Source organism: Azospirillum palustre, from assembly GCF_002573965.1.
In the GTDB taxonomy this organism is placed as follows: domain Bacteria; phylum Pseudomonadota; class Alphaproteobacteria; order Azospirillales; family Azospirillaceae; genus Azospirillum; species Azospirillum palustre.
On record NZ_PDKW01000043.1, the window covers coordinates 2,108,121 to 2,129,239 of the forward strand.

The 21,119-nt window shown below is 66.3% G+C and carries 32 protein-coding genes; 6 read left to right on the top strand and 26 right to left on the bottom strand.

Annotated features, from left to right (window positions below):
- Positions 1–188 precede the first annotated feature (188 nt).
- The 3 genes from CRT60_RS32210 to CRT60_RS32220 all read left to right on the top strand — a co-directional run bounded on the left by CRT60_RS32210 (position 189) and on the right by CRT60_RS32220 (position 4,020).
- Complete coding sequence (locus tag CRT60_RS32210; RefSeq protein WP_098740477.1) at positions 189–1,232, top strand: iron ABC transporter substrate-binding protein; 1,044 nt, start codon at positions 189–191, stop codon at positions 1,230–1,232.
- 203 nt (positions 1,233–1,435) lie between these two features.
- Positions 1,436–2,941, top strand: a complete 1,506-nt coding sequence (locus CRT60_RS32215; protein WP_244592872.1) for an ABC transporter permease — start codon at positions 1,436–1,438, stop codon at positions 2,939–2,941.
- Positions 2,938–4,020 carry an ABC transporter ATP-binding protein gene (locus tag CRT60_RS32220; protein WP_098740478.1) on the top strand — a complete coding sequence of 361 codons (1,083 nt, stop codon included), beginning with the start codon at positions 2,938–2,940 and terminating at the stop codon, positions 4,018–4,020. The genes CRT60_RS32215 and CRT60_RS32220 overlap by 4 nt, the downstream gene beginning before the upstream one ends.
- A 15-nt stretch (positions 4,021–4,035) precedes the next feature.
- Here the strand turns inward: CRT60_RS32220 and CRT60_RS32225 are convergent, their stop codons facing one another.
- Both CRT60_RS32225 and CRT60_RS32230 read right to left on the bottom strand, forming a co-directional pair.
- Positions 4,036–5,199, bottom strand: a complete 1,164-nt coding sequence (locus tag CRT60_RS32225) for a carboxylate-amine ligase (protein ID WP_161958139.1) — start codon at positions 5,197–5,199, stop codon at positions 4,036–4,038.
- 18 nt (positions 5,200–5,217) lie between these two features.
- Entirely contained in the window at positions 5,218–6,075 is an 858-nt protein-coding gene (locus tag CRT60_RS32230; RefSeq protein WP_244592873.1) for an N-formylglutamate amidohydrolase, read from the bottom strand.
- Between the two features lie 120 nt (positions 6,076–6,195).
- Between CRT60_RS32230 and CRT60_RS32235 the strand changes: the two genes are divergently transcribed.
- The 3 genes from CRT60_RS32235 to CRT60_RS32245 all read left to right on the top strand — a co-directional run bounded on the left by CRT60_RS32235 (position 6,196) and on the right by CRT60_RS32245 (position 8,865).
- A complete protein-coding gene (locus CRT60_RS32235; protein WP_098740481.1) occupies positions 6,196–6,900 on the top strand; it encodes a tudor domain-containing protein in 705 nt (234 codons plus the stop codon).
- A 110-nt stretch (positions 6,901–7,010) separates the two neighbouring features.
- Positions 7,011–7,928, top strand: a complete 918-nt coding sequence (locus CRT60_RS32240) for a DMT family transporter (RefSeq protein ID WP_098741141.1) — start codon at positions 7,011–7,013, stop codon at positions 7,926–7,928.
- 163 nt (positions 7,929–8,091) lie between these two features.
- On the top strand, positions 8,092–8,865 hold the full coding sequence (locus CRT60_RS32245) for a FadR/GntR family transcriptional regulator (protein ID WP_098740482.1): 774 nt from the start codon (positions 8,092–8,094) through the stop codon (positions 8,863–8,865).
- Between the two features lie 92 nt (positions 8,866–8,957).
- Here CRT60_RS32245 and CRT60_RS32250 read toward each other — a convergent pair whose 3' ends face one another.
- From CRT60_RS32250 to CRT60_RS32365, 24 genes are all read right to left on the bottom strand, one after another.
- Positions 8,958–9,605 (bottom strand): adenylate kinase, encoded by a 648-nt coding sequence (locus CRT60_RS32250; RefSeq protein ID WP_098740483.1) that lies wholly within the window; start codon positions 9,603–9,605, stop codon positions 8,958–8,960.
- Complete coding sequence (secY, locus tag CRT60_RS32255) at positions 9,605–10,945, bottom strand: preprotein translocase subunit SecY (RefSeq protein ID WP_098740484.1); 1,341 nt, start codon at positions 10,943–10,945, stop codon at positions 9,605–9,607. Before secY ends, CRT60_RS32250 begins: the two co-directional genes overlap by 1 nt.
- A 123-nt stretch (positions 10,946–11,068) precedes the next feature.
- Positions 11,069–11,554: a 50S ribosomal protein L15 gene (rplO, locus tag CRT60_RS32260; RefSeq protein ID WP_098740485.1), complete on the bottom strand. Its 486-nt coding sequence runs from the start codon at positions 11,552–11,554 to the stop codon at positions 11,069–11,071.
- Positions 11,555–11,558: 4 nt separating this feature from the next.
- Entirely contained in the window at positions 11,559–11,750 is a 192-nt protein-coding gene (gene rpmD, locus CRT60_RS32265) for a 50S ribosomal protein L30 (protein WP_098740486.1), read from the bottom strand.
- Between the two features lie 2 nt (positions 11,751–11,752).
- The gene (gene rpsE / locus CRT60_RS32270) at positions 11,753–12,322 is read right to left on the bottom strand and encodes a 30S ribosomal protein S5 (protein WP_014246902.1); all 570 of its coding nucleotides are present in this window, start codon (positions 12,320–12,322) and stop codon (positions 11,753–11,755) included.
- 12 nt (positions 12,323–12,334) lie between these two features.
- Positions 12,335–12,697, bottom strand: a complete 363-nt coding sequence (rplR, locus tag CRT60_RS32275; RefSeq protein ID WP_098740487.1) for a 50S ribosomal protein L18 — start codon at positions 12,695–12,697, stop codon at positions 12,335–12,337.
- Positions 12,698–12,702: 5 nt separating this feature from the next.
- Positions 12,703–13,236, bottom strand: a complete 534-nt coding sequence (gene rplF, locus CRT60_RS32280) for a 50S ribosomal protein L6 (RefSeq protein WP_063633869.1) — start codon at positions 13,234–13,236, stop codon at positions 12,703–12,705.
- 13 nt (positions 13,237–13,249) lie between these two features.
- Positions 13,250–13,648, bottom strand: coding sequence for a 30S ribosomal protein S8 (gene rpsH / locus CRT60_RS32285; protein WP_085088120.1), 399 nt, complete (start codon positions 13,646–13,648; stop codon positions 13,250–13,252).
- 13 nt (positions 13,649–13,661) lie between these two features.
- The gene (gene rpsN, locus CRT60_RS32290) at positions 13,662–13,967 is read right to left on the bottom strand and encodes a 30S ribosomal protein S14 (RefSeq protein ID WP_098740488.1); all 306 of its coding nucleotides are present in this window, start codon (positions 13,965–13,967) and stop codon (positions 13,662–13,664) included.
- A gap of 15 nt (positions 13,968–13,982) precedes the next feature.
- Positions 13,983–14,525 (bottom strand): 50S ribosomal protein L5, encoded by a 543-nt coding sequence (rplE, locus tag CRT60_RS32295; protein WP_098740489.1) that lies wholly within the window; start codon positions 14,523–14,525, stop codon positions 13,983–13,985.
- A gap of 10 nt (positions 14,526–14,535) precedes the next feature.
- A complete protein-coding gene (gene rplX / locus CRT60_RS32300; RefSeq protein WP_014246896.1) occupies positions 14,536–14,853 on the bottom strand; it encodes a 50S ribosomal protein L24 in 318 nt (105 codons plus the stop codon).
- On the bottom strand, positions 14,853–15,221 hold the full coding sequence (gene rplN / locus CRT60_RS32305) for a 50S ribosomal protein L14 (protein WP_012973215.1): 369 nt from the start codon (positions 15,219–15,221) through the stop codon (positions 14,853–14,855). Before rplN ends, rplX begins: the two co-directional genes overlap by 1 nt.
- 19 nt (positions 15,222–15,240) lie before the next feature.
- A complete protein-coding gene (gene rpsQ, locus CRT60_RS32310) occupies positions 15,241–15,495 on the bottom strand; it encodes a 30S ribosomal protein S17 (RefSeq protein ID WP_014246895.1) in 255 nt (84 codons plus the stop codon).
- Positions 15,496–15,507: 12 nt separating this feature from the next.
- Positions 15,508–15,714 carry a 50S ribosomal protein L29 gene (rpmC, locus tag CRT60_RS32315; protein WP_098740490.1) on the bottom strand — a complete coding sequence of 69 codons (207 nt, stop codon included), beginning with the start codon at positions 15,712–15,714 and terminating at the stop codon, positions 15,508–15,510.
- Positions 15,711–16,142 carry a 50S ribosomal protein L16 gene (gene rplP / locus CRT60_RS32320; RefSeq protein ID WP_014246894.1) on the bottom strand — a complete coding sequence of 144 codons (432 nt, stop codon included), beginning with the start codon at positions 16,140–16,142 and terminating at the stop codon, positions 15,711–15,713. The genes rpmC and rplP overlap by 4 nt, the downstream gene beginning before the upstream one ends.
- Before the next feature lie 12 nt (positions 16,143–16,154).
- A complete protein-coding gene (gene rpsC, locus CRT60_RS32325) occupies positions 16,155–16,904 on the bottom strand; it encodes a 30S ribosomal protein S3 (RefSeq protein ID WP_098740491.1) in 750 nt (249 codons plus the stop codon).
- Positions 16,904–17,299 (bottom strand): 50S ribosomal protein L22, encoded by a 396-nt coding sequence (gene rplV / locus CRT60_RS32330; RefSeq protein ID WP_014246892.1) that lies wholly within the window; start codon positions 17,297–17,299, stop codon positions 16,904–16,906. Before rplV ends, rpsC begins: the two co-directional genes overlap by 1 nt.
- A 3-nt stretch (positions 17,300–17,302) precedes the next feature.
- Positions 17,303–17,581: a 30S ribosomal protein S19 gene (gene rpsS / locus CRT60_RS32335; RefSeq protein ID WP_012973209.1), complete on the bottom strand. Its 279-nt coding sequence runs from the start codon at positions 17,579–17,581 to the stop codon at positions 17,303–17,305.
- Positions 17,582–17,593: 12 nt separating this feature from the next.
- Positions 17,594–18,421: a 50S ribosomal protein L2 gene (rplB, locus tag CRT60_RS32340; RefSeq protein ID WP_098740492.1), complete on the bottom strand. Its 828-nt coding sequence runs from the start codon at positions 18,419–18,421 to the stop codon at positions 17,594–17,596.
- A gap of 16 nt (positions 18,422–18,437) precedes the next feature.
- A complete protein-coding gene (locus CRT60_RS32345) occupies positions 18,438–18,755 on the bottom strand; it encodes a 50S ribosomal protein L23 (RefSeq protein ID WP_012973207.1) in 318 nt (105 codons plus the stop codon).
- Positions 18,752–19,372 carry a 50S ribosomal protein L4 gene (gene rplD / locus CRT60_RS32350; protein ID WP_098740493.1) on the bottom strand — a complete coding sequence of 207 codons (621 nt, stop codon included), beginning with the start codon at positions 19,370–19,372 and terminating at the stop codon, positions 18,752–18,754. Before rplD ends, CRT60_RS32345 begins: the two co-directional genes overlap by 4 nt.
- Before the next feature lie 5 nt (positions 19,373–19,377).
- A complete protein-coding gene (gene rplC, locus CRT60_RS32355; protein ID WP_098740494.1) occupies positions 19,378–20,088 on the bottom strand; it encodes a 50S ribosomal protein L3 in 711 nt (236 codons plus the stop codon).
- Between the two features lie 60 nt (positions 20,089–20,148).
- A complete protein-coding gene (rpsJ, locus tag CRT60_RS32360; protein ID WP_012973204.1) occupies positions 20,149–20,457 on the bottom strand; it encodes a 30S ribosomal protein S10 in 309 nt (102 codons plus the stop codon).
- Between the two features lie 542 nt (positions 20,458–20,999).
- A partial coding sequence (locus CRT60_RS32365) for an EF-Tu C-terminal domain-related protein (RefSeq protein ID WP_475369097.1) occupies positions 21,000–21,119 on the bottom strand: 120 nt, incomplete at its 5' end.

Below are 21,119 nucleotides of genomic sequence, written 5' to 3' on the forward strand. Positions count from 1 at the left end.
GTGCGGAAGCGTATGGAGACGTGACGCGCGCGTCAAGGCGGTTGGATCGACGAAAAAGCCAGTCGTTGGACAAGTTTACGCGAATGAGAACAAGTTGCAACAAGTGCCGGGAGGGACTAAAAGGCGGCGATGGCTCTGCCCACCGGGCCTGGCCCCCAAAGCCCGGCCTGTCCGAAGAAGAGGTTGGAATGAAGATCTCCCGCTCCCGGTTCGTCCGGTCGCTCGCCCTCGCCTCCGCTCTCGCCGCGCTGCCGGTCGTGGCCCTCACCGGCACCGCCTCCGCCCAGGCGACGCCGAGTGCCGACGGCATCACGGTCTACAACGCCCAGCACGCCAGCCTGACCAAGGAGTGGGTGGAACGCTTCACCCGCGAGACCGGCATCAAGGTGACGGTGCGCAACGGCAGCGACATGGAGCTGGGGAATCAGATCGTGCAGGAGGGCGCCGCCTCCCCCGCCGACGTTTTCCTGACGGAGAACTCCCCGGCGATGGCCCTGGTCGACAATGCCGGACTGTTCGCGCCGCTCGGCGCCGAGACGCTGGCCCCGGTGCCCGAGAGCTTCCGCCCGGCCAACGGCCATTGGGTCGGCATCGCCGCCCGCTCCACCGTCTTCGCCTACAACACCGGCAAGCTGACGCAGGACAAGCTGCCGAAGTCGCTGCTCGACCTCGCCAACCCGGACTGGAAGGGCCGCTGGGCCGCCTCGCCCGCCGGGGCCGATTTCCAGGCCATCGTCGGCGCGCTCCTCCAGTTGAAGGGCGAGGCGGCGACCGCCTCCTGGCTGAAGGCGATGAAGGAGAATGCCAAGCCCTACCGCGGCAACAGCGTCGCCATGAAGGCGGTGAATGCCGGCGAGGTCGAGGGCGCGGTGATCTACCATTATTATTACATCGGCGATCAGGCCCGCACCGGCGGCGAGAACAGCAAGAACGTCGCCCTGCACTATTTCCGCAACGGCGATCCCGGCGCGTTCGTCAGCATCTCCGGCGCCGGCATGCTGGCATCCAGCAAGAACAAGCGCGAGGCCGAAGCCTTCGTGAAGTTCCTGACCGGCAAAGGCGGGCAGGAAGTGCTGCGCGACGGCGATTCCTATGAATACGCCGTCGGCGGCGGCATCGCCTCCAATGCGAAGCTGGAGCCGCTCGACAAGCTGCAGGCGCCGAAGGTCAAGCCGGAGGCCCTCAACAATAAGGCCGTCACCGACTTGATGACTGCGGCAGGCCTGCTGTAATCCAATCTGCCGGCGCCTGTGGCATCCACGCCGCGGGCGCCGGCAGTTCAGGCCCGTCCATCCGGACGGACCCGGAGCCGGTTCCGGAGTTCACCGTCATCGCTCTTCACCCGCACTCTTCCCAGCCGCAGGCGGATCGCGACCACCCCACGCTCCACGCCGCGGCCTCCCTCGTCACCGCACGCCGTCCCAAGCAGGCGGCATTGCCTGTCCTGGCCGTCACCTCGGTGGTCGCGGCGCTTGCGCTGATGCCGCTCGCCTTCGTCGTCTGGATCACCATCCAGACCGGATGGGACACGGTGGTCGAGCTGGTGTTCCGCCGCCGGGTCGGCGAACTGCTGGTGAACACCCTGCTGCTGGTGCTGCTGACCCTGCCGCTTTCCATTCTGGTGGCGGTCACGCTGGCCTGGCTGACCGAGCGGTCCGACCTGCCGGGACGGCGGTTCTGGGCCTGGCTGGCGGTGGCGCCGCTGGCGGTCCCTGCCTTCGTTCACAGCTATGCCTGGGTCACCGTAGCGCCCGGCCTGCATGGGCTGGCGGCGGCGGTTCTGGTCTCGGTGCTCGCCTATTCCCCGTTCCTGTATCTGCCGGTGGCCGCCCAACTGCGCCGACTCGATCCGACGATGGAGGATGTCGCCGCCTCGCTCGGCCACGGACCGTGGCGGGTGTTCTTGACGGTGGTGCTGCCGCAGCTGCGGCTGGCCGTCTGCGGCGGCTCGCTGCTGATCGGCCTGCATCTGCTGGCCGAATACGGCCTCTACGTCATGATCCAGTTCGACACCTTCACCACCGCCATCGTCGACCAGTTCCAGTCGGCCTACAACGGCCCGGCGGCGAACATGCTGGCCGGTGTGCTCGTGCTGCTCTGCATGGGGCTGATGGGCGGCGAGGTGCTGCTGCGCGGTCAGGAACGCTATGCGCGCGTCGGCAGCGGTGCCGCAAGGCGGGCGGCACCGGCAGAACTCGGCCGCACCACCCTGCCTTGCCTGCTGATTCCGCTGCTGTTCGCCGCACTCTCGCTCGGCGTCCCGCTGCTGACGCTCGGCCGCTGGCTCGCCATCGGCGGTTCCCGCATCTGGCAGGGTGCCGACATCGGCGGCGCCATCGTCCAGACCGTCGCCCTGGCGCTGGCCGGGGCGCTGCTGACCACGCTGGCCGCCGCACCGATGGCCTGGCTGTCGGTGCGTGCCCCCGGCCGGCTCCAGCGGGTTCTGGAAGCCTGCCATTACTATGTCGGCTCGCTGCCGGGTGTTGTGGTCGCGCTGTCGCTGGTGACGATCACCGTGCGGGTCGCGCTGCCGCTCTACCAGACGGTCGGCACGGTGCTGCTGGCCTACCTGCTGCTGTTCCTGCCGCGGGCCCTGGTCGGGCTGCGGGCCAGCCTCGCCCAGGCGCCGGTCGAGCTGGAGCGTGCGGCCATGGCGCTGGGCCGGACGCCGTTGCAGGCGGTGCGCCAGATCACCTTCCGGCTCGCCGCGCCCGGTGCGGCGGCCAGCATGGCGATGGTGGCGCTCGGCATCACCAACGAGCTGACGGCGACCCTGATGCTCGCCCCCAGCGGGACGCGCACGCTGGCCACCGAATTCTGGTCGCTGACCAGCGAGATCGACTATGCGGGGGCCGCCCCCTACGCGGTGATGATGGTCGCCGCGTCGCTGCCGATGACGATCCTTCTCCACATCCAATCGAAACGGGCCGCCGGACGATGAGCTTCCTTCAGGTTCAGGGACTGGGAAAACGGTATGGCGACGCGGTTGCGCTGGAGGATGTCGACCTCTCGGTGCATGCCGGCAGCCGCACCGCCATCGTCGGCCGCTCCGGCTCGGGGAAGACCACGCTCCTGCGCATCGTCGCCGGCTTCGAGTCGGCCGACAGCGGCCGGATCCTGCTCGACGGGCGGCCGCTGGTGGACGGCGCCGGAATCGTGCCGGCCCACCGCCGCGGCATCGGCTATGTGCCGCAGGACGGCGCGCTGTTCCCCCATCTCAGCATCGCCGACAACATCGGCTTCGGGCTGGAGCGCGGCGATGCCGGCCGGCGGAGCCGCATCCTGGAATTGCTGGATGCGGTGGAGCTCGATCCGCAGATGCTGGAACGCCGGCCGCACGAACTGTCGGGCGGCCAGCAGCAGCGCGTCGCGCTCGCCCGCGCGCTCGCCCGCAAACCGGCCCTGATGCTGCTGGACGAGCCCTTCTCGGCGCTCGACACCGGCCTGCGCGACTCCCTGCGCCGCACCGTCGCCCGGGTGCTCTGCGAAGCCGGCATCGCGACGATCCTCGTCACCCACGACCAGGCCGAGGCGCTGTCCTTCGCCGATCAGGTGGCGGTGATGCGCGAAGGCCGCCTGACGCAGGTCGGCTCCCCCCAGGAGCTGTACCGGCGGCCGCGCGACCGCGAGACGGCGGCGTTCCTCGGCGATGCGATCATCCTGCCGGCGGACGTCGAAAATGGCTGGGCGAGTTGCAGTCTCGGCCGGCTGCCGGTGACCGCCGGCCCCCGGCGCGGCACGGGCGAGATCATGCTGCGCCCCGAGCAACTCCGGCTGGTGGTCGACGACCGCGACATCCCGCCGAACGCCGGAGAGAGCGCTGCCGAAAGCTGGGGCCGGGTCATCGACGTCGAGTTCGGCGGCTCCGTCTGCAAGGTCGCGGTGGCACTCGGCAATGTGCCGGGGCAGCGCAACCCGCTGCTCCTGCGCCATTCCAGCCTGGATCTGCCGAGGATCGGCAGCCGCGTCCGCATCCATGTCGAGGGCGAGGCGCATCTCTTCGACACGCCCCTGCGCTGAGAGCTTGTTGGCGTGTCAGGTGGAGACGCCGGTCGGTGAGGGCTCGCCCCGCACCCCCACCATCGTCTCCTCCGCCAGCCAGTCCACCACCCGGCGCAGCGCCTCGTCCTCGCTGGCACCATCGGCGAGCGCCGCCTGGAAGATCTCGATCTGCCGGTGCGCGCTGGTTCCGCGCCTGAGGATGTCGCGGGCCCGCCCGACCTCGGCGGTGCAGCCGAAATATTCGGCATCCTCGCGGGTCAGGTCGATGATCTCGTCCAGCAGGTCGGCATAGGGCACGATCCGGCCCTGGCCGAAATCGACCAGCCCGCTGTCCAGGCCGTAACGCTGGGCGCGCCAGCGGTTTTCCTCGATCAGCAGGTTCTTGTAGGGCCGCCACGTCACATTGCGCAGCTTCAGCCGCCACAGCATGCGCAGCAGGCAGCGATACAGCGCCGCCACCGTCACCGCATCGTCCAGCCGGGTGCAGATGTCGGTGATGCGCATCTCCAGCGTCGGGAAGCGCGAGGACGGGCGGATGTCCCACCACAGCTTGCTGGCATCCTCGATCACTCCGGCATTCACCAGCACCGCGACATGGCTCTGATACTCGCCATAGCTCTGGAAGCCGGCGGGCATGCCGGTGCGCGGCAGCTCGTGCCAGACGCTCAGCCTGTAGGAGCGGCGCTCCATGTCGCGCCCGCGCCAGAAGGGCGAGGAGGTCGACAGCGCCAGCAGATGCGGCAGGAAATAGCGGACCTGGTTCATCAGGTCGATGCGCAGATCGTCATCCTCGATCCCGACATGGACATGCATGCCGCAAATCATCAACCGGCGGGCCGGCGCACCGAGGTCGCGGGCCAGCATGTTGTAGCGGTCGCGGTTGGTGTGCTTCTGCGGCTCCCACGCGGCGAAGGGATGGGTCGAGGCGGCGATTGGCGCCAGCCCGTAGCGGTCGGCCACCCCGGCCACCGTGCCGCGCAGCGCCGCCAGTTCGGCCCGCGCCTCGTCCAGCGTCTTGCAGACCGGTGTTCCCACCTCGATCTGGCAGCGCAGGAATTCCGGATGGATGCGGCCGGGCGCCTGTTCCTGGCAGGCTTCCAGCATCTCGTCCGGCGGGCTGGGCACGATGTCGCGCGTGCCGCGGTCGACCAGCAGATATTCCTCTTCCAGGCCGAGGGTGAAGGACGGTTCGGTCACGGTGCTTTCCATGCGGTGTCAGGCCCGGGGATACTGGTGGACGACCGTCAGCGACGGCAGGGAGAGCAGCGGTTCTAGCGCATCGCCGATCACCTGCGCCCAGAGATCGGCGCCCTCCGGCGTTGCGATCAGATCCTGCCGCACCTCCAGCAGGACATTGGGGTAGCCGGCGGGGGTCGCATGGGTCTCCACCGTGCCGCCCAGCGTGCCGCGGCCGGAATAGGGCTCGTTGTCGCCGACGCACCAGCGCCCATCGGCCTCCAGCGCCTCGATCAGCGGCACCGGCAGGCGCGGATCGTTGTCCCACAGCACGCCGATGTGCCAGGGCCGCGCCACCCCGCGCATGGCCGGGGTGAAGCTGTGCACGGACACCAGCACCGGCACCTGCCCGCGGGCACGGATCGACGCCACTGCCGCCGCAACCGCGGCGTGGTAGGGCTTGAACAGCGCCTCCACCCGCTGCGCCTGGGCCTCGGCATCGAGCGCGCGGTTGCCGGGGATCACCACGTCGTCGCTGACCACCGGGATGGCGGTCGGATCCTCAAGCGCCCGGTTGGGATCGATCACCAGCCGGGAGAATCCGGAAAGCACCGCGGTGGCGCCGAACCGCTCCGCCAGCCGCCGCGTCACCTCCGCCGCGCCGATGTCGTAGGCGATGTGGCGGCAGAGCTGCTCTTCCGGCAGACCGAGGTCGTTCAGCGACCGCGGAATCGCGCGGGAGGCGTGGTCGCACAGCAGCAGCAGCGATCCGCCTGCATCCGGGTTCAGCGTGGTCGCCGGCGGGGGATCGTCCGGTCCCAGCAGCGGAGTGGCGCCGCGCGGCGCCGGTGCGGGCGCGGTGACGGGCTGGCGATGTTCGGAAGGTGATGTGGCCATATGCCACACTAACGCAACCGCCACGCCGGGCGGAAGCGCGGCCGATGGTGGTAGCCCGAACGGCAAGCTGTTAGGCTGTCCTTCCCTCTCCCGCGCGAACCCACCCGGAAGACGACCCGCATGCTTCGCCTGCTTTCCCTCTGCCTTGCCGTGATGGCGCTGCTCAGCGCTTGCGGACCCGTTTACGAGACGCAGTACAGCCTCGTCCCGCCAAGCTCGGCCGAAGGCCGGCTCTGCGTCAACCAATGCCAGCAGAACCGCAACTATTGCCGCCAGAATTGCGGCATGTCGCAGCAGGCCTGCGTGAACGAGGCGCGGTCGCGCGCCCTCTACGACTATCAGGCCTACGTCAACCGCCAGCAGGCGGAGAAGAAGCCGATCAAGAAGTCGGTCAGCGATTTCGACCGCTCCTATTCCTGCGGCAACAGCAGCTGCGAAGCGCGCTGCGAGTCCGACTATCGTGACTGCTTCGGCGGAAGCTGCGGCGGGCAGGTGATCGCCAGGAGCGTCTGCACCGCCTTCTGCGACCAGGAAAAGCCGGCCGCCGCGGCCCCCAGGCTGACCCCAATGCCACAGGGCGGCGTCCAGGCGCCGATGATGCAGGCGCCGATGGGTGCCGCTCCGATGACGAACGACGGTGGCTATGCCGCCGGCTCGTCGCTGTGCCAACCCGGCATGCGGGTGTCGGTGGAATGGAAGGGCGATTGGTACCCCGCCACTGTGAAGGGCAACCCTCGCCAAGACGGCCGCTGCCCAGTCCATTACGACGATTTCGGCTCGGAAGATGACGAATCAGTCTCTCTGCGCCGCATCCGTCCGCGCTGATCAGCCGTTTTCCTGCTTTTCGGCAGCCTCCAGGAGAATCCCGGAGGCGCACGGCAGCCATGACTTGCGTCCCGCTGGCCCGGCAACCGGGCCGCCGGTATAAGCGGTCCATGCCAGACGCCAGTGCCTTCCCCGTCGATCATGCGTACCGGACCCAGCGCATCGCCCTGATCGCGCTGCTGGTCGGCGCCCTGGGCATTGCCTTCGCCCCCATCTTCGTCCGGTTGTCGGAAGTCGGACCGGTCGCCACCGGCTTCTGGCGGACCGCACTGGCGATGCCGGCGCTGGGTCTGTGGATGGCCGCCGAGTCGCGGCAGCGGAGCGGGCGCTCCAGCCGCCGCCCCTCCTCCGTCTCCGACTATGCCCGCCTGTCGCTGGCCGGCCTGTTCTTCGCCGGCGACCTCGCGATCTGGCACACCTCGATTCGCTACACCTCGGTCGCCAACTCCACGCTGCTGGCGAACTTCGCCCCGCTCTACGTGGCGCCGGCCGCGTGGTTCCTGTTCAAGGAGCGGATCACCCGCCGCTTCGTCATGGGCATGCTGCTGGCGTTGGCCGGGGCCATCGTGCTGATGGGCGAGAGCTTCCAACTCGACGCCGACCATCTGTTCGGCGACGGGCTGGCCCTGCTGACCGCCGCCTTCTATGCCGGCTACATCCTGTCGGTCGGGCGGCTGCGCGCGGAATTCTCCACCGCCACCATCATGACCTGGAGCGGCGCGATATCCGCCTTGGTGCTGTTGCCGATCGGCCTGTATGACGGCGAGGCGATGCTGCCGGCGAGCGTGTCCGGCTGGGCGGTGCTGGCGGGCCTTGCCCTGTTCAGCCATGCCTGCGGCCAGAGCCTGATCGCCTACGCCCTGGCGCATCTGCCGGCGTCCTTCTCGTCGGTCAGCCTGCTGCTTCAGCCGGCGGCGGCGGCCATCCTCGCCTGGATTCTCCTGAGCGAGCCGCTGGGCCCCTTGCAGGCGCTGGGCGCCGCGGTGATCCTGGTCGGCATCCTGCTGGCCCGTCCCGGCGGCCGCTGACGTCCAGGTCCGGGCGGTTGCCCATCGCCATCGTCGCTATAGTTTTCCATCCCGTGGGCAAGGCGCCGCAGCGCGGCGGTCGGGCATTGACCGCACCCGCCAGGACCGTTACCGGTATGACCACTCAGTAATGAACCGCCTTCCGACCAAAGGGGAACAACCCGTGCCCGGCACCGACGACAGCGCTCACGTCCCCTCCTCTTCCCAGCGCATTTCGGAATGGGTGGCCCAACAGCTCCTCGACCGCATTGCGCGTGGCGAGCTGGTGCCGGGGGAACGTCTGCCGGGCGAGCGCCAGCTGGCGGAACAGCTGCATGTCAGCCGGGTCTCCGTCCGCGCTGCTCTGCAGAAGCTGAAGACGCAAGGCTTCCTGACCGCCGTCCAGGGCGGTGGCACCCGTGTCGTGTCATCGGCCGGCATGATGGACGGCGCGCTGACGGCGATGGTGCGCAGCACCCACCAAAACCTGTGCGACCTCGTCGAAATCCGCATGGCGCTGGAGAGCTGGGCCGCCCGCCGTGCCGCGGAACGCGCGACACCGGAACAGATCGACACCATCGGCCGCATCCTGGCGGCCATGAGCGAGACCAATCGCGATGGCGGACGTGCGGCGGATGACATGGATTTCCATGTCGCGGTCGCCCAGGCATCCGGCAGCCCGGTCTACCTCCATCTGCTGTCGACCATCCGCGACATTCTCGGCAACATGGTCGAGATGAAGCACACCGAGCCCTTCATGGAAAACCATGAGGCGCTGATGATCGAGCATCACCGCGCCATCCATCAGGCGCTCGCACGCCGTGACCCGGATGGCGCCGCGAGCGCCGTCACCGCCCATCTCGGCTGGATCCTGGCGCGCTACCGCACGATGTCCGACCATTCCACCGGCGGCACCGACAGCGCGACCGACGCCTCGCCCTCCCCCAGTGCCGGCTGAAGCCGGCGGCCCGATAACAGGCCGGTAAAAAGAAAAGGCCGCAACCTCCGAACGGAGACTGCGGCCTTGTCCAATCCGACCGATGGCGATCCTCAGCTGGCGAGAATCGTCCCGATCTGTTTGGTAACCTCATCGATGTCGGCCATGCCGTCCACCACCTTCAGCACGCCGCGGCCCTGGTAATAGGGCAGGATCGGCGCGGTCTGCTGGTGGTACTGGCCCAGGCGGGTGGTCACCGTCTCCGCATTGTCGTCGGCGCGCCGCTTGAACTCGGTGCTGCCGCAGACATCGCAGACGCCCTCGACCTTCGGCTTCTCGAAGCTGTCGTGATAGCCCTTGCCACACTTGGCGCAGGTGTAACGGCCGGTGATGCGGTCCACCAGCACGTCGTCGACAACCCGCATCTCGATCACGTGATCGAGCTTCAGGCCCTTCTCGTCCAGCATCCGATCCAGCGCCTCGGCCTGAGCGACCGTGCGCGGGAACCCGTCGAGGATGAAGCCGTTCTTCACGTCGGGCTTCGAAATGCGTTCGGCGATCATGCTGACCATCAGCTCGTCCGGCATCAGCTTGCCGGCGGCCATGATCTCCTTCGCCTGCTGCCCGAGCGGCCCGCCTTCCGCCACCATGGCGCGGAGCATGTCGCCGGTCGACAACTGCACCAGACCACGAGTGTCTTCCAGACGGCGCGCCTGGGTCCCCTTCCCGGCGCCCGGCGGACCGAGCAGTATGAGGTTCATTACTTTCTCCCCCGAAGCTTCGATTTCTTGATCAATCCCTCATACTGGTGGGCCAGCAGGTGGGAATGAATCTGCGCAACCGTGTCCATCGTGACGGTGACCACGATCAGCAGGCTGGTGCCGCCAAAATAAAACGGAACCGAGTGCTGGGATATCAGGATTTCGGGGAGGAGACAAACCGCCACAAGGTAGGCGGAGCCGATGACCGTCAGCCGCGTCAGCACATAGTCGATGTGGTCGGCGGTGTTCTTGCCCGGACGGATGCCGGGGATGAAGCCGCCATACTTACGCAGGTTGTCGGCCGTCTCCGTCGGGTTGAAGACGATGGCGGTGTAGAAGAAGCAGAAAAACACGATCAACGAGGCGTACAGCAGCATATAGAGCGGCGTGCCATGCGCGACGTAGCGCGACACCGCCTGCAACCACTCCGGCCCTTCGCCGCCGGCGAAACCGACCGCGGTCAGCGGCAGCAGCAGCAGCGACGACGCGAAGATCGGCGGAATGACGCCGGCCGTGTTCATCTTCAGCGGCAGGTGCGACGCTTCGCCGCCGAACACGCGGTTGCCGACCTGACGCTTCGGGTACTGCACCAGCAGGCGCCGCTGGGCGCGTTCCATGAAGACGATGAAGAACACGACACCGACCGCCATCACCAGCATCAGGATGATGAAGACGGTGGACAGCGCGCCCTGGCGGCCGAGTTCCAGCGTGTTGACCAGCGCGCGCGGCAGTTCCGCGACGATGCCGGCGAAGATGATCAGCGAGGTGCCGTTGCCAATGCCACGGGCGGTGATCTGTTCGCCCAGCCACATCAGGAACATGGTGCCGCCGACCAGCGTGATGACCGTGGCGATGCGGAAGAACAGGCCGGGGTCGATGACCGCCGCGCCGGTGGAACCGCGCATCGACTCAAGCCCGACCGCAAGGCCGTAGGCCTGGACGGTGGCGAGAACGACGGTGCCGAATCGGGTGTACTGGTTCAGCTTCTTGCGCCCGGCCTCGCCTTCCTTCTTCATGGCCTCCATCTGCGGCGACACGGCGGTCAGCAACTGCACGATGATGGACGCCGAGATGTACGGCATGATGTTGAGCGCGAAGATGGTCATGCGGTGGAGCGCACCGCCGGCCAGCATGTCGAACATCCCGAGGATGCCGCTGCCCTGCTGCTTGAAGACGTCCTGCAGGATGTGCGGATCGATGCCCGGAATCGGGATGTAAGTGCCCAGCCGATAGACGATCAGGGCCGCCAAGGTGAACCAAATCCGCTTTTTCAGCTCGGTCGCCTTGGAGAAAGCCCCGAAATTGATGTTGGCGGCAAGCTGCTCGGCCGCTGATGCCATGGTCCAATCCCTGTCCCGTAAGCGCGAACGGGGCGGCACTGCATGACGCAGGCCGCCCCTCGCGACTTCGCTTTTTGTAGTGCCCCGAAAGCCCGCGCGCAAGCACGGGCTTGTCGTGGAACTTTACTCGGCGGCTTCGGCGGCGGTAGCGGTCAGCGTGACGCTGCCACCCGCCTTCTCGACGGCTTCGATCGCCGACTTGGACGCGCCGGCGACCGTGAAGGAAACCTTCGCGGTCAGCTCGCCCTTGCCCAGCAGACGGACACCGTCCTTCTTCACCTTGCCGGTGACGCCGGCGGCGTTGAGCGCCGCGGCATCGATGGTCTCGGCGGCGTTCAGCTTGCCCAGGTCGATGGCCTTCTGGACCATGCCCAGGTTAACCACCGAGTATTCCTTGGCGAAGATGTTCCGGAAACCGCGCTTCGGCAGGCGGCGGTGTAGAGGCATCTGCCCGCCTTCGAAGCCGTTGATCGCCACGCCGGTGCGCGAGGTCTGACCCTTCACGCCGCGGCCAGCGGTCTTGCCCTTGCCCGAACCGATACCGCGACCGACGCGCATGCGCGCCTTCCGAGCACCGGCGTTGTCACGCAGGTCATTAAGCTTGGTCATGATCTCAGCCCTCGTTCTCGACGCGGACCAGGTGCGCGACCTTGGCGATCATGCCCCGCACGGCCGGAGTATCCTCCAGCTCGCGGGTCCGGTGCAGCTTGTTGAGACCCAGACCGACCAGCGTTTCGCGCTGGTCGTGCTTGCGGCCGATCGGGCTGCCGATCTGGGTCACGACGACGGTCTTCTTATCGCTCATGATCAGGCCTCCTGACCGGCGCCGGCCTCGCGACGACCGAGGATGTCGCTCACGCGACGACCACGGCGCGCCGCGACGGACCGCGGGCTGGTGACCTGGGTCAAGGCGTCGAAGGTCGCCTTGATCATGTTGTGCGGGTTCGACGTGCCGATCGACTTGGTCACGACGTCAGCGACGCCGAGAGCCTCGAAGATCGCGCGCATCGGACCACCGGCGATGATGCCGGTACCGGCCGGAGCGGCCCGCAGCACGACCTTGCCGGCACCGAAGTGGCCGTTGGTGTCATGATGCAGCGTACGGCCTTCGCGCAGCGGGACGCGGATCATGCCGCGCTTGGCCTGATCGGTCGCCTTGCGAATGGCTTCCGGGACCTCGCGGGCCTTGCCCGAGCCGACGCCGACACGACCCTTGCCATCGCCAACGACGACCAGAGCGGCGAAGCCGAAGCGACGACCACCCTTGACCACCTTGGCAACGCGGTTGATGCCGACGAGCTTTTCGATCAGCTCGCTTTCTTCCCGCTCGCGCGGCTGCCGGTCGCGGTTGTCCCGCTCCCCACGTTCACGTGCCATATCCGGGCCTCCTTAGAACGACAGCCCGCCCTCGCGGGCGGCGTCGGCCAGGGCCTTGACCCGGCCATGGTAAATGTAACCACCGCGGTCGAACACGACCTCGGTAATCCCAGCGGCCTTGGCGCGCTCGGCGATCAGCTCGCCGATCCGCTTGGCAGCATCGACGTTGCCGCCGTGCTTGAGCTGCTCGCGCAGCTCCTTCTCGAGCGACGAGGCAGACGCAAGCGTCTGGCCGTTCACGTCGTCGATGATCTGGGCGTAGATGTGCAGATTGGACCGGAAGACCGAGAGGCGAACACGCCCGCCGGCCTTCTTGGCAATCTGCGCGCGCACGCGCTGCTTGCGGCGCTCGTGGAGTTGCTTTGGCTTCAGCATGGCGGTTACTTCTTCTTACCTTCCTTGCGCAGGACGGTTTCGGTCTCGTACTTGATGCCCTTGCCCTTGTAGGGCTCCGGCTTCTTCCAACCGCGGATCTCGGCGGCAACCTGGCCGACCTTGTGCTTGTCGTAGCCGCTGACCGAGATGGCCGTCGGCTTGTCGCACTTGATCGTGATGCCTTCCGGGATCGGGTACTTCACGTCGTGCGAGAAGCCGAGCTGGAGAACCAGCTCCTTGCCCTGCACGGCCGCGCGGTAACCGACGCCGTTGATTTCCAGGTTGATCGTGTAGCCCTGGCTGACACCGGTGACCATGTTGTTGATCAGGGTGCGCGAGGTCGCCCACATGACGCGGGCGCGCTTGCTGTCGTTTGCCGGCTTCACCACCACCTTGCCGTCTTCCAGCGAGGCGGTGATGTCGTCGATCAGGGTCAGGCTGAGTTGCCCCAGCTTGCCCTTGGCCGTGACCTGCTGACCGTCGACCTTTACGTCGACGCCAGCCGGGACCGGCACGGGATGCTTGCCAATGCGCGACATCTGCCAATCCCCCTTAGAACACGCGGCAGAGGACTTCACCGCCAACGTTGGCGGAGCGGGCCTCATTGTCCGACATCACGCCGCGCGGGGTCGACAGGATCGACAGACCGAGCCCGTTATAGACACGGGGCAGGTCGGCGATCTTCGAGTAGACGCGACGGCCGGGCTTCGACACACGGGCGATCTGCTTAATGACAGGCTCGCCTTCGTGATACTTCAGCTCGATCTTCAGGTTCTTGACGCCCGGACGCAGTTCTTCCTCGGACCAGCCGCGGATGAAGCCTTCACGCTTCAGAACTTCCAGGACGTTGACGCGCAGCTTAGACGCCGGGGAAACCACAACGGACATGCGGGCGTGCTGACCGTTGCGGATGCGGGTCAGCATATCGCCGAGCGGATCGCTCAAAGACATTCTCGGACCCTCCTTACCAGCTCGACTTCGTCATGCCCGGAATCTGGCCGGTCGAGGCCAGTTCGCGGAGCGTGACGCGGGACAGCTTGAACTTGCGATAGAACGCGCGCGGACGCCCGGTCATTTCGCAGCGGTTCCGGATGCGCACCTTCGAGGAGTTGCGCGGCAGTTCGGCCAGCTTGAGGCGGGCAGCGAATTGCTCTTCCGGCGGGAGGGCCTTGTCGTTCGCGATTGCCTTCAGGCGCGCACGCTTGTTCGCGTACTGCTTGGCCAGCTTGGCGCGACGCTTGTTCTTTTCGATGGCACTGGTCTTAGCCATGGTCGTGCTCCAGCCTCAGCTCACGAACGGCATGTCGAAGCCCTTCAGGAGAGCCTTGGCTTCCTGATCGGTCTTCGCCGAAGTGACGATGATGATGTCCATGCCGCGGATCTGATCGATCTTGTCGTAATCGATCTCCGGGAAAATGATCTGCTCCTTGACACCCATGGCGTAGTTGCCACGGCCGTCAAAGCTGTCACCCGGGATACCGCGGAAGTCACGGACGCGCGGCAACGCAATCGTCACCAGGCGATCCAGGAACTCGTACATGCGGTCGCGACGGAGCGTGACCTTGCAGCCGATCGCCATGCCTTCGCGCAGCTTGAACTGGGCGATAGACTTGCGCGACTTGGTCACCACCGGCCGCTGGCCGGTGATGGCGGCCATCTCGGCCACGGCGAGCTGGATCTTCTTGGAGTCGGCGACAGCCTCGCCGACACCCATGTTGACCACGATCTTCTCGATCCGCGGAACTTCCAGGTCGTTCTTGTAGCCGAATTCCGACTTCAGAGCGGCGCGGATCTTGGAATCGTAAACTTCTTTCAAACGTGCGGTCATGCCCGGGTCCTCACAGGTCAATGACTTCGCCGGACCGCTTGGCGACACGCACCTTGCGGCCATCCTCAAGGATCTTGAAACCGACGCGGGTCGGCTTGCCATCCTTGGGATCGACGTGAGCGAGATTGGAAACGTTGATCGGCGCCTCCATCTCGATGATGCCACCCTGCGAGCGGGCGCTGGCACGCTGGTGCTTCTTCACCACGTTCACGCCCTGCACAACGGCACGGTTCTCCTTGGGGAAAACCTTCAACACCTCGCCGGTCTTGCCTTTGTCGCGGCCGGTCAGGACAACGACCTTGTCCTTGGTCTTGATCTTGGCGGCCATTACAGCACCTCCGGCGCCAGCGAGATGATCTTCATGAACTTCTTGCCGCGCAGCTCGCGAGTGACCGGCCCGAAAATACGGGTGCCGATCGGCTCGCCCTGCTTGTTGATCAGCACGGCGGCATTCCGGTCGAAACGGATCGCAGACCCGTCCTCCCGACGCAGTTCCTTCGCGGTGCGGACGATGACGGCGCGATGCACGTCACCCTTCTTGACGCGGCCCTTCGGAATGGCCTCCTTGACCGAGACGACGATGACGTCGCCCACGGTCGCGACCTTCCGCTTGGACCCGCCAAGCACCTTGATGCACTGCACCCGGCGCGCCCCGCTGTTATCGGCGACTTCCAGGTTGGTTTGCATCTGGATCATTGTTTACGACCTTTCGTTATCACGCGGCGCCGCTGTCGGCGGCGGACTCCGTCACGACCGTCCAACGCTTGGACTTCGAGATCGGGCGGCATTCGATGATCGAAACGGTATCGCCGACCTTGAACAGGTTGCCCTCGTCGTGGGCGGCGTACTTCTTCGACTGACGAATGAACTTCTTGTACACGGGGTGCATGACACGGCGCTCGACAAGAACCGTAACGGTCTTGTCGCACTTGTCGCTGACCACCGTGCCCTGCAGAACGCGGCGAGGCATGGATGATCCCCCTTACTTGCCGGCGTCGGCGGAGCGGGCACGCTCGCCGAGGATGGTCTTGATGCGGGCGATGTCGCGGCGCACCGTGTTCACCCGCGCGGTGTTCTCCAACTGGCCGGAGGCCCTCTGGAAACGCAGGTTGAACTGTTCCTTCTTGAGCTGGATGAGCTGATCGTTCAGCTCATCCGCGCTCTTCGTACGAATGTCTACGGCCTTCATGCCGCGGTCTCCTCGACACCGCCCAGGCGGGTCACCAGCTTCACCTTGATCGGCAGCTTCGCGGCCGCCAGAGCGAAGGCGGTTTTTGCCACATCTGCCGGCACGCCGTCCAGCTCAAACAGGATGCGGCCCGGCTTCACGCGAGCCGCCCAGTACTCCGGCGAGCCCTTACCGGAACCCATGCGGACTTCGGCAGGCTTGGTGGAGACGGGGAGGTCCGGGAAAATGCGGATCCAGACGCGGCCCTGACGCTTCATCGCGCGGGTGATCGCGCGGCGGGCCGCCTCGATCTGCCGGGCGGTGATGCGCTCCGGCTCCAGGGCCTTGAGGCCGAAGGAGCCGAAGTTCAGGGCGGTGCCGCCCTTGGCGTTGCCGTGGATGCGGCCCTTGTGGGCCTTACGGAATTTCGTGCGCTTGGGAGAAAGCATCGCTCGGCCCCTTTACTCGCGTTCGGAGCGCTCGGAGCGCTCGCGACGGTCGCGGCGATCGTGCCGATCACGGCGCGGCTCGCCGTCGGTCGACACCGGCTCAGTACCCATGCGCTTGTCCTGCGCCATCGGGTCATGAGCCATGACCTCGCCCTTGAACACCCACACCTTGACACCGCAGGTGCCGTAGGTGGTCTTGGCGGTGCCCACACCGTAATCGATGTCGGCGCGCAGGGTGTGCAGCGGAACGCGGCCTTCGCGGTACCACTCCATGCGGGCGATTTCCGCACCGCCGAGACGGCCCGAGCAGTTGATCCGGATGCCCTGGGCGCCCAGACGCATGGCGGACTGCACGGCGCGCTTCATGGCGCGACGAAATGCCACACGACGCTCGAGCTGGCTGGCGATGTTCTCGGCGATGAGGCGAGCGTCGATTTCCGGCTTGCGGATCTCGACGATGTTCAGGCTCACCTCGCTGCCGGTCATCTTCGACAGCTCAAGACGCAGCTTCTCGATGTCCGCGCCCTTCTTGCCGATCACCACGCCCGGACGAGCCGAGTGAATGGTGATGCGGGCCTTCTTGGCCGGACGTTCGATGACGACGCGCGAGCAACCGGCCTGCTGCAGGCGACCCTGCAGATAGCCGCGCAGCTTCAGGTCCTGGTGCAGCAGATTGGCGTAGTCGCGCTTGGCGAACCAACGGCTGTCCCAGGTCCGGTTGATGCCGAGGCGCAGCCCGATCGGATTGATTTTCTGACCCATTACTCGGCCCCCTCGGCAACGGCGGCGTCACGCTCGCGGACGATGATCGTCAGGTTGCTGAACAGCTTCTCGACCCGGGCGCCACGACCGCGGGCACGGGCGTGGAAGCGCTTCATCACCAGAGCGCGACCGACCGTCGCCGACGACACGTACAGACGGTCGACGTCGAGCTGGTGGTTGTTCTCGGCGTTCGCGATCGCGGCCTGCAGGACCTTCTTCACTTCGCCGGCGATGCGGCGCTTGGAGAAGGTCAGCTCGGCCACGGCACGGCTGGCATCCATGTTCCGGATGAGCTGGGCGACGAGGTTGAGCTTCCGCGGGCTGGTGCGGATCATCGGATTGCGGGCCAGAGCCTCGTTCTCCGCGATCCGGCTGGGATTGGCAGACTTGCCCATGGCTTACTTCCTCTTCGCCTTCTTGTCCGCCGCGTGGCCATAGAAGGTCCGCGTCGGAGCGAACTCGCCGAACTTGTGACCGATCATGTGCTCGGTAACCAGAACCGGCAGGAACTTGTGGCCGTTGTAGACGCCGAACGTCAGACCGACGAACTGCGGCAGGATGGTCGAACGACGCGACCAGATCTTGATGATCTCGTTGCGGCCCGAAGCCCGGCTCTTGTCCGCCTTCTTCAGCAGATAGCCGTCGACGAACGGGCCCTTCCAAACGGAGCGTGCCATCGTTCGACCTCCTTACTTCGAATGACGGCGGCGCAGGATCAGGCCATCCGTCTTCTTGTTGTGACGAGTCTTCTTGCCCTTGGTCGGCTTGCCCCACGGCGTGACCGGATGACGGCCGCCCGAGGTGCGACCCTCACCACCACCGTGCGGGTGGTCGATCGGGTTCATGGCGACGCCACGGACCGACGGACGCTTGCCCAGCCAGCGGTTGCGACCGGCCTTGCCAAGGTTGGTGTTCATCTGGTCCGGGTTGGACACGGCACCCAGGGTGGCCATGCACTCGCCACGAACCATACGCAGCTCGCCGGACGGCAGCTTCAGCTGGGCGTAGCCGCCGTCGCGGCCGACCAGCTGCAGGTAGGTGCCGGCGGAACGAGCCACCTGACCACCCTTGCCGGCCTTCAGCTCGACGTTGTGCACGATCGAACCGACCGGAATGTTCTTCAGCGGCATCGCGTTGCCGGGCTTCACGTCGGTGCGCTCGCCGGAGATCACGGTGTCGCCGACCTTCAGGCGCTGCGGCGCCAGAATGTAGGACAGCGTCCCATCCTGGTACTTGATCAGCGCAATGAAGGCCGTGCGGTTCGGATCGTATTCCAGCCGCTCGACGGTGGCCGGAACGTCGAACTTGCGACGCTTGAAGTCCACCAGACGGTAGGTACGCTTGTGACCGCCACCCATGCGGCGCGCAGTGATGCGGCCGGTGTTGTTGCGGCCACCAGACTTGGTCAGGCCCTCGGTGAGGGTCTTGACCGGCTTGCCCTTCCACAGCTCCGAGCGGTCGACAATGACCAGCTGGCGGAGCGAGGGAGTAATCGGGCGGTATTGCTTCAGAGCCATCGGATCACACTCCCGCTCAGATGCCCGTGGTCACGTCGATCTTGTTACCCTCGGCGAGGGTGACGACGGCCTTCTTGAAGTCCGAGCGACGGCCGATGGTGCCGCGGAACCGCTTGGTCTTGCCCTTGGAAACCAGGGTGTTGACCGCGGTCACCTTGACGTTGAAGAGACCTTCAACGGCGGCCTTGATCTCCGGCTTGGAGGCCGTGAGCGGCACGCGGAACGTGACCTGGTTATGCTCCGACACCAACGTCGACTTCTCGGTGATGACGGGAGCAAGGATCAGGTCGTACATCCGCTCCTGGCTCACCGCAGGTTTCGACTGCTTGCTCATTTCAGGCGAGCCTCCAGTTGCTCGACCGCGTTGCGGGTCAGGACCAGCGTGTCGCGGCGGAGAATGTCGTAGACGTTCGCACCCTGCTCCGGCAGCACGTCGATCAGCGGGATGTTGCGCGAAGCCTTGGCGAAGTTGTCGTCCAGGTTCGAGCCATCGATGATCAGCGCCGAAGTCAGGCCGAGGGTGGCGAGACGGGCCGCCAGTTCCTTGGTCTTGTGCGTCTCGGCGGCCGCGGCCTCCAGGACGATCAGCTTGCCCTCGGCGGCCTTGGCCGACAGGGCGGTCTTGAGCGCCAGCTTGCGGACCTTCTTGGTCAGGTCGTGGGCATGCGAACGCACCACCGGCCCGAAGATGGTCGCACCGCCGCGGAACTGCGGCGAACGGATGGAGCCCTGACGAGCGCGGCCGGTGCCCTTCTGCCCATAAGGCTTCTTGGTCGTGCCGCTGATCTCGCTGATGCCCTTGGTCTTGTGGTTGCCGGAGCGGCGCTTGGCCAGCTGCCAGTTCACCATGCGGGCCAGCAGGTCGTTGCGGGTCGGCAGACCGAACACGGCGTCCGACAGCTCGATCTCGCCGACGGCTTCGTTGTTCAGATTCTTGATCGTGGCCTTCATGGCGCTCACTCCTGCGTCTCGGCCGGGGCTTCCGCCGCCGGAGCAGTCTTGATGCCGGCCGGGAAGGGCAGGCCTTCCGGAGCCTTCTTCTTGACGGCGTCACGGATGCGCAGCCAACCGCCCTCGGCGCCGGGGACGGCACCCTTGAGCAGGATCAGACCACGGGCTTCGTCGACAGACACGACCTGAAGGTTCAGGACCGTGACCCGCTCGTCACCGAGATGACCGGCCATCTTCTTGTTCTTGAAGACCTTGCCGGGATCCTGACGGTTACCAGTCGAACCGTGCGAGCGGTGCGACACCGACACGCCGTGCGTGGCGCGCAGACCACCGAAGTTCCAGCGCTTCATCGCACCGGCAAAGCCCTTGCCGATGGAGGTGCCGGTGACGTCGACGAACTGGCCGGCGACGAAGTGCGACACCGACAGCTCGGCACCGACCTCGATCAGGGCATCGGCATCGACGCGGAACTCGACAAGCTTGCGCTTGGGCTCCACACGCGCCTTGGCGAAATGCCCGCGCTCAGGCTTGTTGACGTTCTTGACCTTGATGGCGCCCGCGCCGAGCTGGACGGCGGTATAGCCATCCTTTTCCTCGGTGCGAACGGCGACGACCTGGCAGCTGTCGACTTTCAGCACAGTGACCGGAACATGCTGGCCGTCGTCCGTGAAGACGCGGGTCATGCCGACCTTCTGCGCGATCAAACCGGATCGCATTGTTCTTTATCTCCTGACCAGGGACATCCGATTACCGGAGAGGTCCCTTACCAACCAAAATCAGAGCTTGATCTCGACGTCGACACCGGCGGCGAGGTCGAGCTTCATGAGCGCATCCACGGTCTGCGGCGTCGGATCGACGATGTCGAGCAGGCGCTTGTGGGTGCGGATCTCGAACTGCTCGCGCGACTTCTTGTCGATGTGCGGCGAACGGTTCACGGTGAACTTTTCGATGTGCGTCGGCAGGGGGATCGGGCCCCGCACGCGCGCGCCGGTCCGCTTGGCGGTGTTGACGATCTCGCTGGTCGACTGGTCGAGCACGCGATGATCGAACGCCTTCAGACGGATGCGGATGTTCTGGCTGTCCATGTCCAAACGTCCCTTGCACCTTCTATCGATGACGCGGACGCGTCACCGGAACTCCACGAGCTTGCTTCGGGGCATCGCCGACAGCGCAAGGCCGCGCGCCGAACCACCGAAACGGGGGCCGACGGGCGACACTGTGACCGATGCGACGGGCCGATACGAAAAAGAACATCCCCTGCGCGGGAAGCGCGGAGGGGATGTTCCGATCAGCAGACGGCGCGCCTCCCATGGAGGCGCGCCGTGCCGTTCGTCTCGGGCTGCGTCTAGGCCGAAGCTGCCTACCACCAACCCAAAATCCAGAGGGCGTATTCTCTAGGCGTTCAGCGCCTGCGTGTCAATCCTGAATCTCCCCCCGGATCGGAGGAAGCTGGGTTGACAGGCCGACGGGTCCGAACACCGACGCCCGATGGCTAGAACCGGGCGGGCCGTCACTCCTGCTCGCGCGGGGAAGACGGCCCGTCTCTTACATCCGGCGGTCGGATCGCTCCGACCGCCCTACCCGTCCCTCTCCGGCGACCGCCTCGCGGCGGCTGCCGGATGGGTCATCACTCGACGATCTTGGCAACGACGCCGGCGCCGACGGTGCGGCCACCCTCGCGGATGGCGAAGCGCAGGCCTTCGTCCATGGCGATCGGGGCGATCAGCGTCACTTCCATGGCGACGTT